This is a genomic window from Neobacillus niacini (genome assembly GCF_023715785.1).
Classification (GTDB): domain Bacteria; phylum Bacillota; class Bacilli; order Bacillales; family Cytobacillaceae; genus Neobacillus; species Neobacillus niacini_E.
Genome location: NZ_JAMBOX010000008.1, coordinates 38489 through 53973 on the forward strand (window position 1 = coordinate 38489; position 15485 = coordinate 53973).

The 15485-nt window shown below is 38.6% G+C and carries 14 protein-coding genes; 1 reads left to right on the forward strand and 13 read right to left on the reverse strand.

The annotated features are described in order from the left end of the window. Positions 1-39: 39 nt before the first annotated feature. The 5 genes from M3234_RS15155 to M3234_RS15175 form a co-directional block, all read right to left on the reverse strand. Positions 40-1302, reverse strand: coding sequence for an NAD(P)/FAD-dependent oxidoreductase (locus tag M3234_RS15155; protein WP_262305533.1), 1263 nt, complete (start codon positions 1300-1302; stop codon positions 40-42). Positions 1303-1723: 421 nt separating this feature from the next. After that, positions 1724-2359 carry an acetate uptake transporter gene (locus tag M3234_RS15160; RefSeq protein ID WP_262305534.1) on the reverse strand — a complete coding sequence of 212 codons (636 nt, stop codon included), beginning with the start codon at positions 2357-2359 and terminating at the stop codon, positions 1724-1726. Positions 2360-2771: 412 nt separating this feature from the next. Then, positions 2772-4532 (reverse strand): beta-N-acetylhexosaminidase, encoded by a 1761-nt coding sequence (gene nagZ, locus M3234_RS15165; protein WP_262305535.1) that lies wholly within the window; start codon positions 4530-4532, stop codon positions 2772-2774. Positions 4533-4764: 232 nt separating this feature from the next. After that, the gene (locus M3234_RS15170) at positions 4765-6552 is read right to left on the reverse strand and encodes a M56 family metallopeptidase (RefSeq protein WP_262305536.1); all 1788 of its coding nucleotides are present in this window, start codon (positions 6550-6552) and stop codon (positions 4765-4767) included. 17 nt (positions 6553-6569) lie between these two features. Then, the gene (locus tag M3234_RS15175) at positions 6570-6956 is read right to left on the reverse strand and encodes a BlaI/MecI/CopY family transcriptional regulator (protein ID WP_262305537.1); all 387 of its coding nucleotides are present in this window, start codon (positions 6954-6956) and stop codon (positions 6570-6572) included. A 335-nt stretch (positions 6957-7291) separates the two neighbouring features. Between M3234_RS15175 and M3234_RS15180 the strand changes: the two genes are divergently transcribed. Continuing rightward, positions 7292-7399 carry a DUF3953 domain-containing protein gene (locus tag M3234_RS15180; protein ID WP_262305538.1) on the forward strand — a complete coding sequence of 36 codons (108 nt, stop codon included), beginning with the start codon at positions 7292-7294 and terminating at the stop codon, positions 7397-7399. A gap of 153 nt (positions 7400-7552) precedes the next feature. Here the strand turns inward: M3234_RS15180 and M3234_RS15185 are convergent, their stop codons facing one another. From M3234_RS15185 to M3234_RS15220, 8 genes are all read right to left on the reverse strand, one after another. Next, positions 7553-7750: a hypothetical protein gene (locus M3234_RS15185; RefSeq protein ID WP_262305539.1), complete on the reverse strand. Its 198-nt coding sequence runs from the start codon at positions 7748-7750 to the stop codon at positions 7553-7555. A 17-nt stretch (positions 7751-7767) separates the two neighbouring features. Next, positions 7768-8970, reverse strand: coding sequence for a hypothetical protein (locus M3234_RS15190; protein WP_262305540.1), 1203 nt, complete (start codon positions 8968-8970; stop codon positions 7768-7770). After that, complete coding sequence (locus M3234_RS15195) at positions 8967-9434, reverse strand: RNA polymerase sigma factor (RefSeq protein ID WP_262305541.1); 468 nt, start codon at positions 9432-9434, stop codon at positions 8967-8969. Before M3234_RS15195 ends, M3234_RS15190 begins: the two co-directional genes overlap by 4 nt. A 751-nt stretch (positions 9435-10185) precedes the next feature. Further along, a complete protein-coding gene (locus M3234_RS15200) occupies positions 10186-11547 on the reverse strand; it encodes an APC family permease (protein WP_262305542.1) in 1362 nt (453 codons plus the stop codon). Positions 11548-11562: 15 nt separating this feature from the next. Next, complete coding sequence (locus tag M3234_RS15205; protein WP_262305543.1) at positions 11563-12468, reverse strand: acetamidase/formamidase family protein; 906 nt, start codon at positions 12466-12468, stop codon at positions 11563-11565. Between the two features lie 65 nt (positions 12469-12533). After that, positions 12534-13907: a hypothetical protein gene (locus tag M3234_RS15210; protein WP_262305544.1), complete on the reverse strand. Its 1374-nt coding sequence runs from the start codon at positions 13905-13907 to the stop codon at positions 12534-12536. Then, positions 13900-14604, reverse strand: coding sequence for a response regulator transcription factor (locus M3234_RS15215; RefSeq protein ID WP_262305545.1), 705 nt, complete (start codon positions 14602-14604; stop codon positions 13900-13902). The genes M3234_RS15210 and M3234_RS15215 overlap by 8 nt, the downstream gene beginning before the upstream one ends. Further along, positions 14601-15344 (reverse strand): sensor histidine kinase, encoded by a 744-nt coding sequence (locus M3234_RS15220; RefSeq protein ID WP_262305546.1) that lies wholly within the window; start codon positions 15342-15344, stop codon positions 14601-14603. Before M3234_RS15220 ends, M3234_RS15215 begins: the two co-directional genes overlap by 4 nt. Positions 15345-15485: the final 141 nt, after the last annotated feature.

A 15485-nucleotide genomic window follows, 5' to 3' on the forward strand; every position in this document is an offset into this window, starting at 1 on the left:
AAGCTATCCCCCCTCAGATTTTAAAAAAATCATTCTTCTTTATGTTTGATTCGCTGCTGGCAAGGAAAACCTTTCAGGTGAAAAAGGCGTCAGGTTTATTGGCGACTGGGAGTCGTAGATTAAATTGGCCATGATAACACCGGTTGCTAGACTCATAGAAATTCCGCTCATGGCATGTCCAGAAGCAACATATAGATTGTTGAAGGTTGGAACAGGACCTAGAATCGGCAAACCGTCAGGAGTCATTGGCCTCATACCCACCCAAACCTTTTTACTGCCGGTTATAGAGGTTTTCAGATATTTTGAAACGGATTTCTCCAGACTGCTGATTCTTTTCGTATTCATGCTAGTGTTAATTCCAGAGAGTTCCATTGTGCCTCCAATACGGATTGCATCGTGAAATGGACTTAGCCCTACTTTTGAATCTCCTAGATAAAGCGGATGATTAAGAGTGGTCGATGGATTGGAAATGGTAATGCTGTATCCTTTACCGGCTGTCATAGGAATATTTAAATCTAGATTTTTTAAAAGCTGATGGGTCCATACTCCTGTTGTCAGTAAAAATTGATCCCCTTCCAATACTTCATGATTGATACGTATCCCGGTCATTTTGCCTTCCTGAAGGATAAAGTCCGTGACCTCGCAATTGGTCTTTACTTCCACTCCATTCTCTACTAGCCACTTACACAATCCTTTACTCAAGGATTTTGGCCGGACATGCCGTTCAGCCGGGAGATATAAGCCCCCTGCAATGGAAGTAGATAAAGCCGGTTCCATATCCAATACTTCGGACCTTGTTTTGATTTCTGGCAAAGGCAGGCCGATTTTCGCTGCCTTTTGTAGCTCATGAAACTTTTCTTCCACCATTTTTTCTTTTAGAAAAACAAATAACAGCCCTTTGCGGTGCATTTCAAATTGAACCTGTTTTTCCCGTTCAAGCTCATCAAACAGCTTGAACGTTTCCCTGCTTAACAATAGTCCAGCATCATAACCCTTTTCAAATGCAGCTTCATTACAATTCCTCCAAAATTGGTATAACCAAGGAAATAACGAAGGTACAATCGTAGGTTTTATGTAGAGTGGACTATCTGGGCTCAGCATCCATTTTAGTGTTGTCTTCACAAGTCCAGGAGCCGGTACGGGTTCCGATAAAGTAGGACAAATCCAGCCCATATTTCCTCTTGAGCAAGCAGCCCCTGGCTCTCCCTTTTCCATTACAACCACTTCACAGCCCTTTTTTCTTAAATAATAGGCACTGGCTAGCCCAATAATCCCCCCACCAATGACAATAACTTTGGACATTCAATCCCCCTTTATTCTTTTTTAAGGTTTGTACTTTAATGTATTAAGCAAATTAGAGAAAAATTCCTGAAAACAGGAAAAGCACGGTGTTTATTTGGGGAATATAGTAAAAAAGGATGCAAAATTAATTCGAGAATTAACGGGGGAACTGGATTTCAAACGAGCAAAATTGATCATTTAACTAAAGAATGGGCGCGTTTATTCGCAGCACCAAAATCTAGTAGACTATTGTTTGAACTGCTTAAGAACCTCTGAAAGAAAGAAGATAAATGTAGAAAAAGATACGGTGATGATTAGTGAGGATGGCCATGCTTGGGTTATTTATCAAAAAGAAATTTAGATAAGAATGCCTGTCACCACCCTAATAATGTCGAGAACAAACCGACAAATTACGGGTAGTGACAGGCACTCGCTTTAAAAACTATATAACTTTTCTCATTTCTAAGTTATTTCCTAAACGCTCTTGTACTTTCCTTTCACCAATTGGTAAAAGGGTTTTGTCATATAATTCATTTAGCACTTGTGCCATTGCCGCATAGATGGCTGTAAAACCGCAAAGAATCCCTTCATATCCAGCTATAGTTAAAATCAAGCTAGAGCCTGTGAAATTTGCAATGGCCAATAAGAAAAATAGAATCGTAAGTGTTCCAAAAACAACTTGAAGGGCCGCATTAATACGCAACGTTCCGATAAACATGAATAACGTAAAAAGTCCCCACATAAATAAATAGGCGGACATTGATAAAGAATTAGCTGCTTCACCATAGCCCATTAATGGAATCATGTTTAAGGCAACCAATGATAACCAGAAAAAACCATAGGACGTAAACGCTGTTGTTCCAAATGTATTATTTTTCTTGAATTCCATGATGCCCGCAATAACTTGTGCTAATCCACCATAGAATATTCCCATTCCTAAAATCATGGCATTCAATTCAAAGAAACCTGCATTATGAATGTTCAGCAAGATTGTTGTCATACCAAATCCCATTAAACCAAGTGGAGCAGGGTTTGCTGTTATTTCTTTGATGTTTGTAACTGTCTTTTCCTTTTCCAATATAGTCACTCCAAATTGATATACTAGTATACACACACTAGGTTGTATTATAGGCACGGCGATTCTGTCATGTCAACTGTACTTTTCTTCCAAAATATCGCTGAAACTTGTAGGTTTTCTATTCATTTCAGGTTAAATACGTAACCCCACCATGTTACGCACTCTACATGTGCAGAGTGTATGTGGTAACACAAGGTGCTGGTGGGTTTAATTATATATAGGCTCGGTTCCTATTTTAGTGCGAATCGAGCCTATTTTTTTATATATACGAATGGTGCTTATTCAACTGGAGCACATTTATCTTTTACTTTGTCTCAAGGCTCCTATAGTGTTCTTTCAACATCTCTTTCTCCGGAAGTACACCCCAATACGGAATAAGTAATCTTTTTTAACTCACAAATCTATCTAATAATTACTGTAAATAATTATTCAGAAGACTATTTATGGAGTTATTTATTTCATTTATGTTAGGATTTCCTACTTTCGTATCGTTAAGGCTATAGTTCCTTTTTAGTTGAATAATTCTTTCTATACTTTCATTTAGTCTTTGTTCGGAGATTTCCCCATTTTGAACAGCCGTTTTTAAAGAGGAGATAATCTTTACAACATTATTATAGTCATGCCCTACTAAAATAATATCGCTTCCTGCCTTTACTGATTCTACCGATGCTTTACCAATATCAAAATGTTCTGCTATGGCTCCCATTGTCATATCATCCGTTATGATTACTCCTGTAAAACCAAGTTGTTTTCTAAGAAGATCCGTCATGATAGCTTTTGACATGGTCCCTGGATTCGTTTTATCTAATTGAGGCAATAAGATATGAGCGACCATCACAACATCTGCACCTTGATTAATCGCACGTTCAAACGGTATTAACTCTAGTTCTTTAAGTTCCTTAAGGCTTTTATTTACAATTGGAAGGTCCAGATGGGAATCAACCGATGTATCTCCGTGACCAGGAAAATGCTTAATTGTCGTGATAACGTTCTGAGACTGTATCCCTTTCATCGTTTGAACCCCAAGTTTACTTACTATTTCCGCATTGTTCCCAAATGATCGATCCCCGATTACTGGGTTATTCGGATTGCTGTTAATATCGAGATCAGGTGCAAAATCGAGATTTAAACCAAATTCTTTTAATTCTTGCCCTAAAAGTGTTCCGACTTTAAAAGAAAAATCAGGATTGTTTACTTGTCCAATCTGTTTATTTGGAGGAAAGTTAACAAGTCCACCCGGCAATCTTGTCACACGTCCACCCTCTTGGTCAACACCTAGTAAAAGCGGTAGACTTGAACTATTTCCAGATTTTAGCTGATTCGCAAATTGAACTGCTTGTGCAGGGGTTTCAAAATTATTTTTGTAAAAAATAATTCCTCCGACATGGATTTGGCTTATTAATTGTTTTGCGTTTGCATCCATTGTAGTCCCGGAAACCCCTGCAAGGATCATCTGGCCAAGTTTATCTTCTAAGCTCATTTTAGAAATTACCTTTGAAATGCTTTGATTTACTTGTTGATTTGGCTTTTCAGCTTGTGCTTGTTGATTTGGTTCCTTTTCAATCTGTGTAAAGAGTGAGATATGGTCAACTTTAGGATTTGGCTCCTGCTCTGTTTTTACTGGTAAAATCCATAATAAATCAGTAGTAGCAGTTGCATGATAGACAAGTATCATTTGGTCATACGTTGAATCTTTATAGTATCGAATGGCATCGGGTTGTCCACCAGTTTTCTCAATTTCATTTAATGAGATATTTTGTAGTTCCGAATCATAAGATCGTATATCATTTACAGTCTGGTCGGCATAGCCGATTGTAGCATGATGATTTTCGTATTCCTCGTACCTGCCTTTAGCAGTTTTCGAAATATGATCGGACTTTCCCCACTCTTGATTTACTTCCTGCCATTTTGTTTTACCAGAAACAAAGGAAATGTTTGGGACTTTGCCTACCTTAGACAGAGAAAACGTTTCCTCTACTAATTTCTCAAGGTTTGAATTCTGATCATTCTTCGAGTCCATTGTATTTTTACCAGAAGGTTGAGTACTTTGTGTCGTCTGTTCACTACTATTGTCTTTGGTTGCATAATAATATACGCCAATAATTAAGGCTAAAATTAAAAGTGGAATCGTAAAAATAAGCTGTTTATTTCGAGATTTCCTTTGTCTTTTCATACTCCAATTCCCCCTTTCTGACTGTTCGCTTTTAGCTAATATGACGTTTTTTCCCGTTTTTCGAGTTTATCATCCGCTTGTTAATTCTTGTTTTTAATCCATTCAAGAAAGTCTTTAACTTATAAGAGGATGAAATCATGATCCTTGCATCCTCTATTTAAGTTGTTAATTATAATATTTGCGCTTTTAGCAGAGCTTGTTAGGAGTTGTTACTGTTTTGTTTCATATTTTATTACCATTGTCTTCCCGGATCGTTTGACATATTATTAACGGTCCCCCTTGGATAAAACACAGAGTAGTGGTCCATTACCGGGTCCGTATTGCTGTTTGAAGGCTTAGGAAATACTAACAAAATATTGTATTCTGAATTTGCAACATACCCTATAATTTCCTCACCATTACTTACCACATCATATGCCGGAGTTCCAAATACTTTCTTTACCATAGAAAGTGATAATTCATTTAAGTTCTTATCAAAGGATCTCGCCTCAAAAATCTGTGACCCTTTGTTGAACCCAAATACCACATTGTATTTCGAAAATACAGCATAATTTCCTTTAGCATTAGGTACCCAATCAACCTTATCCGGTTTTCCTAGCTTTTTCTCTATGTCTTCTATAACAGTAGTTTTAACCGGAAACTCTGAGTTGATGATTTTACCCTGCTTTGCCAATTTCATGATACTTGAAAGAAGCTCTCTTTGAGTATCCCCATTAGATGATGAAGCAGCGGTATTGTTATTCGATGCTGAAGCTTTACTTGTTATGACTTGTGTTGTATTGCTTTGCGATGCCTGGCTTATATTGCCTTGCGTTGTATTACTTTGAGATGCCTGGCTTATATTGCCTTGCGTTGTATTACTTTGTGTTGCTTGACTTGTGTTGTCTTGCGTTGTATTGCTTTGTGATGCTTCGTCATGAGATGCCTTTTCCACTGACAGAGTTGACCTATTTGTATCGCTATTTTCATTTGGGATAACATCTGCACTGCCTGGTTTAATGGTGCTTGAGCAGCCTACCATAATTGTAAGAGTTACAGCTAAAACTGCACATATTGCCGAACTTTTTTTAAATCCCGTAATCATAATAATTCTCCGTTTATTGTATTTATTTGCATATCCTAATGTCCCAGTAGTACTTCTTTTCTCTGAGAATAATCTAAGCATATTGATCATAGTCTGACCGTATTTTTTGACTTCTTCTTCTTTCTTCAAAGTGTTGATGACAGACGCATCACAGGCAACTTCACAGTCTTGTTTTACCTGATTAAGTGAATACCAAATTAAAGGATTGAACCAATAAATTGCTTTAACAATCATAAGCAAGTTGTTTACCACTAAATCCTTGTTCTTAATATGATTTAACTCATGACTGAACACAAACCTAAACTCTTCCAGGGTTAATTTATCTATAAGCTCCTCTGGAATTAAAATTTTAGGACGGATCATCCCGTAAACTGCGGGTGATTTCAAGTAATTACTATAAATAGTTTTTACCTTTGAATTTATTTTAAGTCTTGATTTTTCTACTTCTAGAATTTCAAGTAAATCTTCTCTATCACAGATTGAACACTTTTTGAATTTAGCCATCATCAAGATATTTACACATAGAATATACAATAAAGCTGATAAAACACCTATTATCCACAGCACCGCTGCAGTATCAAAATTAAAAATAGCGCCCATAATACCTGGATCAGCTAATGCGTTACTATCTTCAATAGACGGTGTATTTTCGGTTGTGATAGTACTGTTTGTTATTATGTTAGGAACATATTGATCTGCTATTAAATGAGGATCAAGTTCCTTCTGTTCAATTGTAATAAAATTCATAAAGCTTATATGACTTTGAATGTCTATTGGGAGTATTAGCCTAAGTACAAGCAAAATCCAAATATAATAATGAAGCTTTGCACTAAGCCTTTGTCTAAAAATCGCCTTTACCGTAAGTATCCCCAATGCTAGAATACTACCCATAAGTGACAGTAATAAGACTTCTTTAAATACTGCAGATAAAACCATGCACCATTACCTGCCTTTTAATCGTTATTTTTTTTATTAAGCAATCTTTCGAGTTCTTCTATTTCCTTCTCAGAAATCTTCTCTTCTTTTATAAAATTGGCGAGCATAAGGTGGATAGAACCATCGTATACCTTTTGCAGAAACGACCTTGTTTCTTCCAGTACACAGTCTCTTTTATCTACCAAAGGATAATACTCATAAAGAGGCATCTCCTTATTTACACCTATAGCACCTTTTTTTACCAGTCTACTTATTAATGAATGAATTGTTTTGGGACTCCATTTCTTCTTAGAACTTACAGCCTCTACTATCTTCGCAGAAGTTAATGGAGATGGAGTTTCTTCCCATAGCACCTTCATTACAATCCACTCTGCATCAGATATATTGCACTCTGCTTTCTTCATCTTTCTCCTCCATCCTACAAGTGTAATCCACAATAAAGACTACACTTGTAGGACGGAGTTGTCAACGTCCTTTTTTCCCAAATTGAATAACCCACAATGTTTTTGCTACAAAATTAAAAATGAATAATAGACCGAAGCTGCGAAGCAGAAGGTTGACCTGATAAAACGTCAATTTGAAGATCACAATATTCAGCAGGTACTATATTTTTTTGCAAATGAACGATATTATCTATCCAAGAAATAATTTTTCTTGTTTCATATTGAGAGGAACTTTGTCCTTCAACAAACTGATAGCTTTACTTTAACTAGAGTAAAGCCTTTCTCTTATTCTAGTAATGGGATTAGAAGAATTTCGGAAAGGACGAAAGGGTTATGGTTTGATTAGTATAGTTGCTTCTTTATTTATATTATTTGTATCACTTCAAGGCTTCATCTTGAACTAACGGGGCGGTAGTGAAAAAGTACTTTCTATAAAATTCCCTTCCAATTAAGACATAAGACCGACAACTTCAATAGAAAAATACGATGCTCTTATTTCGAGAGCATCGTTCTTTTATCTCTTATTAAAGTATTTTCCACCCAAAGCTACTCTCTCATTAAAGATGCCGGTTACTTCCCTTGCTCACGACAACCTTTTCACCGCGGCCAACTACACAAGTCAAGAGTTTTTTCCAAAACGATCTTCTATTTCTCTGTTTCCCAACCCATCTAAACTGCTCCGACTGGCATTGTTTATACCCCTCTTGGACATCTTTCATTCGTTGCTTGAGAGTATATTCATTTACAAGAAACATTTCTATTCATCCCTTTCTTAAAGAGATAGTTTACCAACATTATGAAGAGCCGCCCCTTGTTCTTTTACCTTTTCTTCTTCAACAATGCCTGTATTTACTCGGACGATGTTTTGAAGAACACCTTTTAATCTCTTATCTCGGACCGTTATTTCCCCCAGGTTATCTATTTCGGTAACCTTATTTCTCAGTACCTCTTCGCTTACATCTTTATCAAGAACAAGCTTGCCATTAACGATAAAATTGGCCGGTTCATCTAAAGCTAGGAATTGTTCGTTCGACCAGACTTCTTCCCCCTCAATCATGATAAAGCTATGTTCATAAGATAATATTTCTGTATCCAACGAGCTTGTGAGTTCATACATAAGATCTTCTATCTGCTCATGGCAAACGATAATAGATGTGGAATGAACCTTGGCAATGGTCTCGGTGATTATATCTCTTTGTACATCGGCATCAAATAAAATCGGCTTTTTAGTATATAAATTTTTCTGTTTAAAACGGCGAATCGAACGGTTATTTAACCGGAGCGTCCTATTTAACACCTCATAACCTGCCGGAATCACCTCTATCTTACAGCCCGCTAAAGAAGCTGCTTTTTTATATAAAAAGGCTTCCTGTTCTTCGTAAAGAGAGATTTTTCCGTTAACCTCCAACCTGCTTATTTTTTCGTCAAATTTCTCCATGTTTAAATCCTTTGAAAAGGAAAGAACTCCACTTATAACTAAATACGCTTGCTCATCAATGGCTCGGAGGAAGGAATTTGTTAAAGTGAATTTACCGCTTTCCAACCGTGGCGGTGTCTCTTGATAGCTTTCAAGCTCAAATGCCCCTTTGGAGATAATAGCGCTTAGTATGCCGGAGAGATGATCAGGGCAATAAACCTTCCCATTCACCATTAAATGAAGCAGCCCTATTTTCAAATCATCAGGTTGAATGTTTTTGTCAACGATGACTTCGCCGTTCACCAGTAGATGTATCGATTTCGAAATAGAGTTCAGGTATGCCTGATCAAGTTTCAGTATTCCATTTAAAATGCTATAGCCCTCCGGTAACTCACAGGTCGAACCAATATTTCCAATATTCAACCCCGTTAAAAGATGGGCATTCCCTTTTCGATAAAGTACCATTCCGACATTTTCAATTCGTTCAATTCCCTTAATGCTTTCTTCTGTCGCATCCAGCAAATTTAATAATCCAACATTTCCAATTCGTTGATTCATTGTTTTTCCTCCTCTAGTACCGTTCTTAATTTTTTGATGGCTAAATGAAGTTTGTAACGCACCGTTGCGGCTGGAATTCCCAATTGACTACCGATTTCCTGGCTGGAAAGCCCCAGCCAATAGCGCTTGAATATTAAATCACTTATTTCCTGTGGCAAACAGGATAAGAGTTCCGTTATTTCTTGGTGGCTATGGGCCGCTTCCCGAATGGAAAAATCTAAATCGTCCTCCCACTCAGTTAACCATTTTTCTTTTCTTCGTTCATCAATCATTTTGTTTTTCATGACACGGAAGAACCATGCCCGCTGCTTATAGTCCGGTAAAGTGAGAAGCTGTTCTTCCCTAAGTGCCTTAAGCACAGCATCCTGAACAAGGTCATTCGCTTCTTGTTCATGCCTAGCTATCGACCGGGCAAAGCGGTGAAGATCGTCTTTTAACTTTTCATATAAATCACTCACTTCCACTTTGATCACTCACTTTTGTTTTTTTAAAAGATAAGGAAGTATAAATTTTGACTTTGAGGATTATCTAGCTCCAAAGCCCTAGCGGCTAGTGTCCTTCGCACTTCACCCTTACGATAAGTCAAACACGAATGCGCTGCGCTCTTCGTGTTTGCTTTATCTCAGTTGAAGCGCTCCATAAGGAAGACTTCGGCAGCATAAGCATCGCACGAAGGAAAAGCGTTAGCTTTTTCGAGGAGGTCATACATTGTTGAACAGAGCGCTTGCTCTTTTCTTATCACTTCATAATTTGGGTTATGAATGAAGAATTTTTACTCGGAGACTGCCCCGGCGCTTTCGCTTTAAGCGAAGACACTTTGTTTAATTCTGCGTTCTCATATAGTTAACGGTTTAAGACCGCAAAGTGTTGGAGGAATTTATAAAATTTTTTAAAACTTTCTCAGAGCTTGGATGAACGAGCTTGAAAAAAGTCCTTTATTTGTATTTAAACAAACGTTCGAACAGTTTTCCAACCATATCAATAGTTGAAGCCTTTACATATAATAGGACGAAAATATGTGCTATTTAGCTATTGTCGTTTTGAAAAAGAGTGCCTGGCACCACCCGATTAATGTCGAAAAGAAAACGACAAAGTGCGGGTCGTGACAGGCACTCTTTTGATAGTTATTACTAAAAAACAAAGTGAACCACCGATTAATCATTCCATCGGTGGTTCTCCTTTGTCCGGACAATTTTAAAATAGTTGCCCGCCAGCCTAATCCAATTTCAAGCCAGTATCCTTCTTCATTAGCTTCAAAACAATTAAATAGACAATGCCAATTCCCAGCCAGATAAAGCCAAGTTGCTTAGAAAGTGGATCCAGGTTAATCCAAACATAACCAATAATAATGAATCCGATGATTGGAAGGATCAAGTGTTTGACATAATCCTTGCTTTGCTTTTTCCGCATGAAATAGTTGATTACGGACAAATGCAAGAATAAAAAGGAAGATAATGCCCCAAAGTTAACAACGGAAGACAATGCTCCTATTTGTGATTCAAACGCAACCGTTACAATAACAGACAGAATCGCAATAACAATGGTTCCAATATAGGGTGTTTGATATTTTGGATGAACCTTTGCTAAAATCTGCGGAAGCTTGCGATCTCTTGCCATACTGAACAGGATTCTAGAAATCGCAGCTTGTGCCACCAACGAGTTTGCAATTCCCCAAGAGAGGGCAGTTGCTAAGATCGTTACATATTTAAGCCATGTTCCGCCAGCTACTTCAGCAATTTGATAGAAGGCGACATCCGGATTATCAAAGCTTTTGAAGTCTGGCCAAATAAGGGCTGCTACCCATGTTTGGATAATAAATAAGGCACCGACCGTTAACAGAGCATAAATACACGCTTTCCCAATCGATTTGCTGCCATCCTTCGTTTCTTCAGCCAATGTGGAAATCCCGTCAAATCCCAAGAAGCTAAGCACCGCAATGGAAACAGCCCCCATGACCATACTCATGCTAAAATGGCTTTTATCATATAATGGTTTAATGGTCACTTCTGCTCCATTTACCCCTTTAGCTATGGCCACGATGCCAACAATCACAAATATGGCTAAGATGATTAATTCCAAGATGACGATAATTTTATTGGCCCGCGCCGTAAATTCAATCCCCCGGATATTAATGACCGTATTAATGGCGATAAAAATGATTACCCAGACGATAAGCGGAACTCCCGGAGCCATATCATGTAAGGCGGATGCACTGACTAAATATAATAATGCCGGAACAAAAATATAATCCAGTAAAATGAGCCAGCCGGCAATAAAGCCAACCGAATCATTAATGCCTCTTTGGGCGTAAGAATAAACGGAACCCGCGATTGGGAACGCTTCTGACATTCGGGCATAACTGAACGCTGTAAAAATCATTCCAACCATCCCGATTAAATACGCGAGGGCAATCATCCCATTGGAGCCTTGCGCGACAGAGCCGTAAATGCCAAACGGAGCAATCGGCACCATGAAGACCATTCCATAAATGAGTAAGTCCCAAAAGGTAAGAGAACGTTTTAATTCTTGTTTATATAGTGGCTTCTGTGCGGGAGCTGCTACTTTTCTTGCTTCCATGTAACTTCCCCCCCCTTAAAATACTTTCCCGATTTGAAGACTAGTTAAGATACTTTTCGGTACATAACATCTTGCCGTCTTCAGTGGATCCACAATTTGGCTTACTTGAACTTGACCGGCTGCGCTTAGCAGCATGGCAATTTCCTCAATTGACATTTCCGTTCTTTCCAGTAAATAATCCACCATTTCTTCTACCGCTGAATCAGCAGCCTCATCCAGCGTCTCCTTAGACACGATGAAAGCGATGCCCTCTTCGTTTTCCACAAGCGGCGTCCGCAGCGATTCCCCTTTAATCACTGATAAGGTCACGGTTACCTTCGCAGGGATTTCAATTCCCGATACCCCCACCTCGCCATCACCCATGGCAGCATGTAAATCTCCTAATGAAAATAATGCCCCCTTATGAAAAACCGGGAAATAAACAGTCGCATTTTCGGCGATTAAAGTGGTATCCATATTTCCGCCATGATCACCAGGTGTTCCGCAGGCAACATCCCCCTCTTTTGGGGCAACGCCGATTACACCAATCATAGGATTTAACGGTATATGGATGGTTTCATTAAAGATCGCATGGTTATCTTCAATCGGCACCATCTTAATGGCAAAATTGGAAACTCTTTTGCCCATCACACCTAAATCAGGACCGGTTACCATGACTCCTTGATCAGCTAATTCAATTTTCGAAATGTGAACTGCCAGAATATCCCCTGGCTCGGCTTCCTCGACAAAAATAGGGCCTGTTGCCGGATTAATTTGATTCCAGTCAATCGAAGAATACGTCGCCGAATCAGAGGTAATTTGATTTAAAAAGCAATCATACGTTTCAACGATCACTTCACTGCCAGATTTAACCCGAATAGCAGGTTGATGTTTGCTACTCATTTCATAAATATATGATCCACGTGTTAGTGTCTCCGTCATTTCTATCATCCTCCTTTATTTCAATTATAGGAAGATTTAGATAATTATTTTTGTGTTTTCTTAACCTACTTTTGCAAAATGTTGCCCATTTTTGAAAAGTTTGATAATTTAAGTCCGGCCGTACAAACCACAGAAAACAGGATCGTCATCTTTACAGCTAAAAAAACGCTTTGACTGACAAGGAATAGGATAATGCCAAGGCACCAAAAAAGGGCTATGAAACTAGCCAGCCCATAGGAATATTTCTTATCGCTCCCTACCAAAGCCCTTAAAGGGAAAGAAACGGTCAAATAAAACAGAAGATAGCCGACAAAAAGAATCGTTACGTAGTTGACCAGCCAATATTGGCTGATATAGACAAGCAGTGAAAGTACCATCACCATGAGGTACATGATCCTGATTTTCTTTGCAGGATGCCATCGGTTTGGAAAAGTATATAGAAAAAGCGATGCCATGGAATACAAAGAAATCACGAGCGAATGAACCACACCGGACAGCCAAACTAAACTAATTAAAAATAGGATTATCCCAGATGAATTCCGCATCAGTTCACTACTAAATAAGAAAAAAGAATCAGGGTGATATTTACTCACCATATAAATACCGTATATTAAAATGGAAGCTGGGATCGATGCGGCACAAAAAATGGATAGCTTCAGCGAAGGAATCCGATAATTTCCTTTAATCGACATCAATACTTGAACGAAAAATGAATTTGTTAACAGCCAGCCTATAAAAGCAAGCGGCAAGGCAGCAAATAACGTCAACATGTCCGCCCAACCCAAGCCTTGATCGTTGTTTTTAAAGGTAAGATAGGCTTCGAAAATCGGATGAATTCCATCCTTCAGATATAAAAATAAAGGAACAAACAAAAAGGCAAACCCGCATATGAATAAAAGCAAATGAACCGTCCGGTAAATCGTAAACATGCCTCCTAATCCGGCAATAATCACGCAAAAAAGCAGGATTAAAGCAACAAAAAGACCCGGTTGCTGTGGAAACCAGAGCCGAAATAACTTGTTAGCCAAGGTAAGCTGCAACAATAAACCGTCCAGATTGGCGACGATTAAGAGAGGCAAAAAGAACCGAAATCCAGTTGCTGTAAACTTATTTCGGTACCATTGCGTCAATACCGGTTCATTAACACCATTCATTTGAGATTTTCTTAAAACCCCTGCCGTCACGAAATAAATAAACAAGGAAAAGCATAAAAAGTATCCCACACTGATTAGTAGATCAAAATGGTAGACGAAATAAGCCGGCATGAATAAAGAATAGCCGCCAAAGAAAGAAGCCCACAACAAAATCGTCCCTTGCTTGATTCCGTATTTTCCCCCTAGTAAGAGGTATTCGTGCGGCGTCCGATGCTCGGCTACCTTATTTAAAACAAAAATAATGATCCCCGCCGCTAAGAATAAAATCATATACCAATCAATCATGAACCAAGCTCTCCTTATACCGGCTAGGTGACATGGACACCAATTTTTTAAACGTAGAGCTGAAATGGTGCAAGCTTGCGAATCCGGTTTCCTCGGCAATTTTATGAATACTCCAATCCGGATGTTCCTTTAACAGCTGCTTCGCCCTGTCAATCCGAAACGAAATAATAAATTCCTGCAGGCTCATTCCCAGTTCTTCAGAAAACTTCCTACTTAAATAGGTTGGTGCCATATGTACTTGCTCAGATAAATCCTTCAAGTTTAATTTAGAGGAGTAGTTTTTTCGAATCAAATCGATGACCTGTTTAACCGCCGGTGAGACTCCCTCCAAGTACCCATACTGCTCCCTAAAACGGTCTAATGACTGATAAAATTCCTCGCTGATCACAGGTTTTCCGATATAATCGAAGACATGCATACGAATCGCCTGTTTTGCGTATTGAAACGTTTCAAACGCGGTAATCATGATACATTCCGTTTCATAATTCTCCTTAATATATAAACACAAATCCAAGCCTGACTCTCCAGGTAAGTGGATATCCAAGAGGGCTAAATCAATCTGATGCTGCTTGAGCACTTTCTTTGCCTGCACTGCATCCTCTGCTTTATAAACAGTCCAGGATGGATATCTTTGCTGAATTAAATAGTGCAGCTGTTCCAATTCCAGCTGTTCATCATCCACAAGTAATATGTTCATGTTCTCCCCTCCGGTGTGTACGGCCAAACCGCTTTTGCGATGGTTACACCCTTCTCCCTTGAAATCGAAACTTCCGTATATAAATCAAAAATTAACGTCAACCGTTTACGGATATTCTCCAGCCCTACGCCTAGATGGGGACTTTCTCCGACAACAAACTCAGGACCATTGTCACAGACAAATAAGGTCACCCAGCTCCCTTTTCGTTTAAGCAAAATGGTTAATTCTTTTCGGCCGATTTTTTTCTCTAACCCATGTTTAAACGCATTTTCCACCAACGTCTGGAGGACATAGGGAGGCAAATAAGTAGGTTCCGCATTTTGATCGATCTCATACTTCAAATGCAAATGATCCCCAAACCGGATCTTTTGAATCGAAATATAGTGCGAGGTATAGGCCAATTCTTTTTGAAATGGGACAAGTGCATCCTTTTCCGTATATTTATAACGAACAAATTTCGAAAATTCCTCTAAAGCGTGCTCCACATCCACATTTCTGCCTAGGCGGTTTAACGACAGCATCGCATTGAGGGAATTGAACAAAAAATGCGGCTGAATCTGCTGGCTTAATTGCAAATATTCCACCCGATGCAATTCCTTCTCCATTTCCATTTTCTTATTTTCAATTTGGAGATAATCGAATTCTTTGCCAAAAAAACCTAACAAAAGCAAAATGACAAAGCCTGCAATAGGGATCCCCAAACAAACTAATATTAAAATAGTGAAAACAGACTCGTTCATATTGTTTCCCTCTTTAAAAGAGTGCCTGGCACCACCCGAATCTTGTCAAATCGACAAATGACGGGGCGTGACAGCACTTAAATTATAACATTTTGACACTCTTTATACTTTTTACTCAGATAATGTAACTCATTCTAGCAT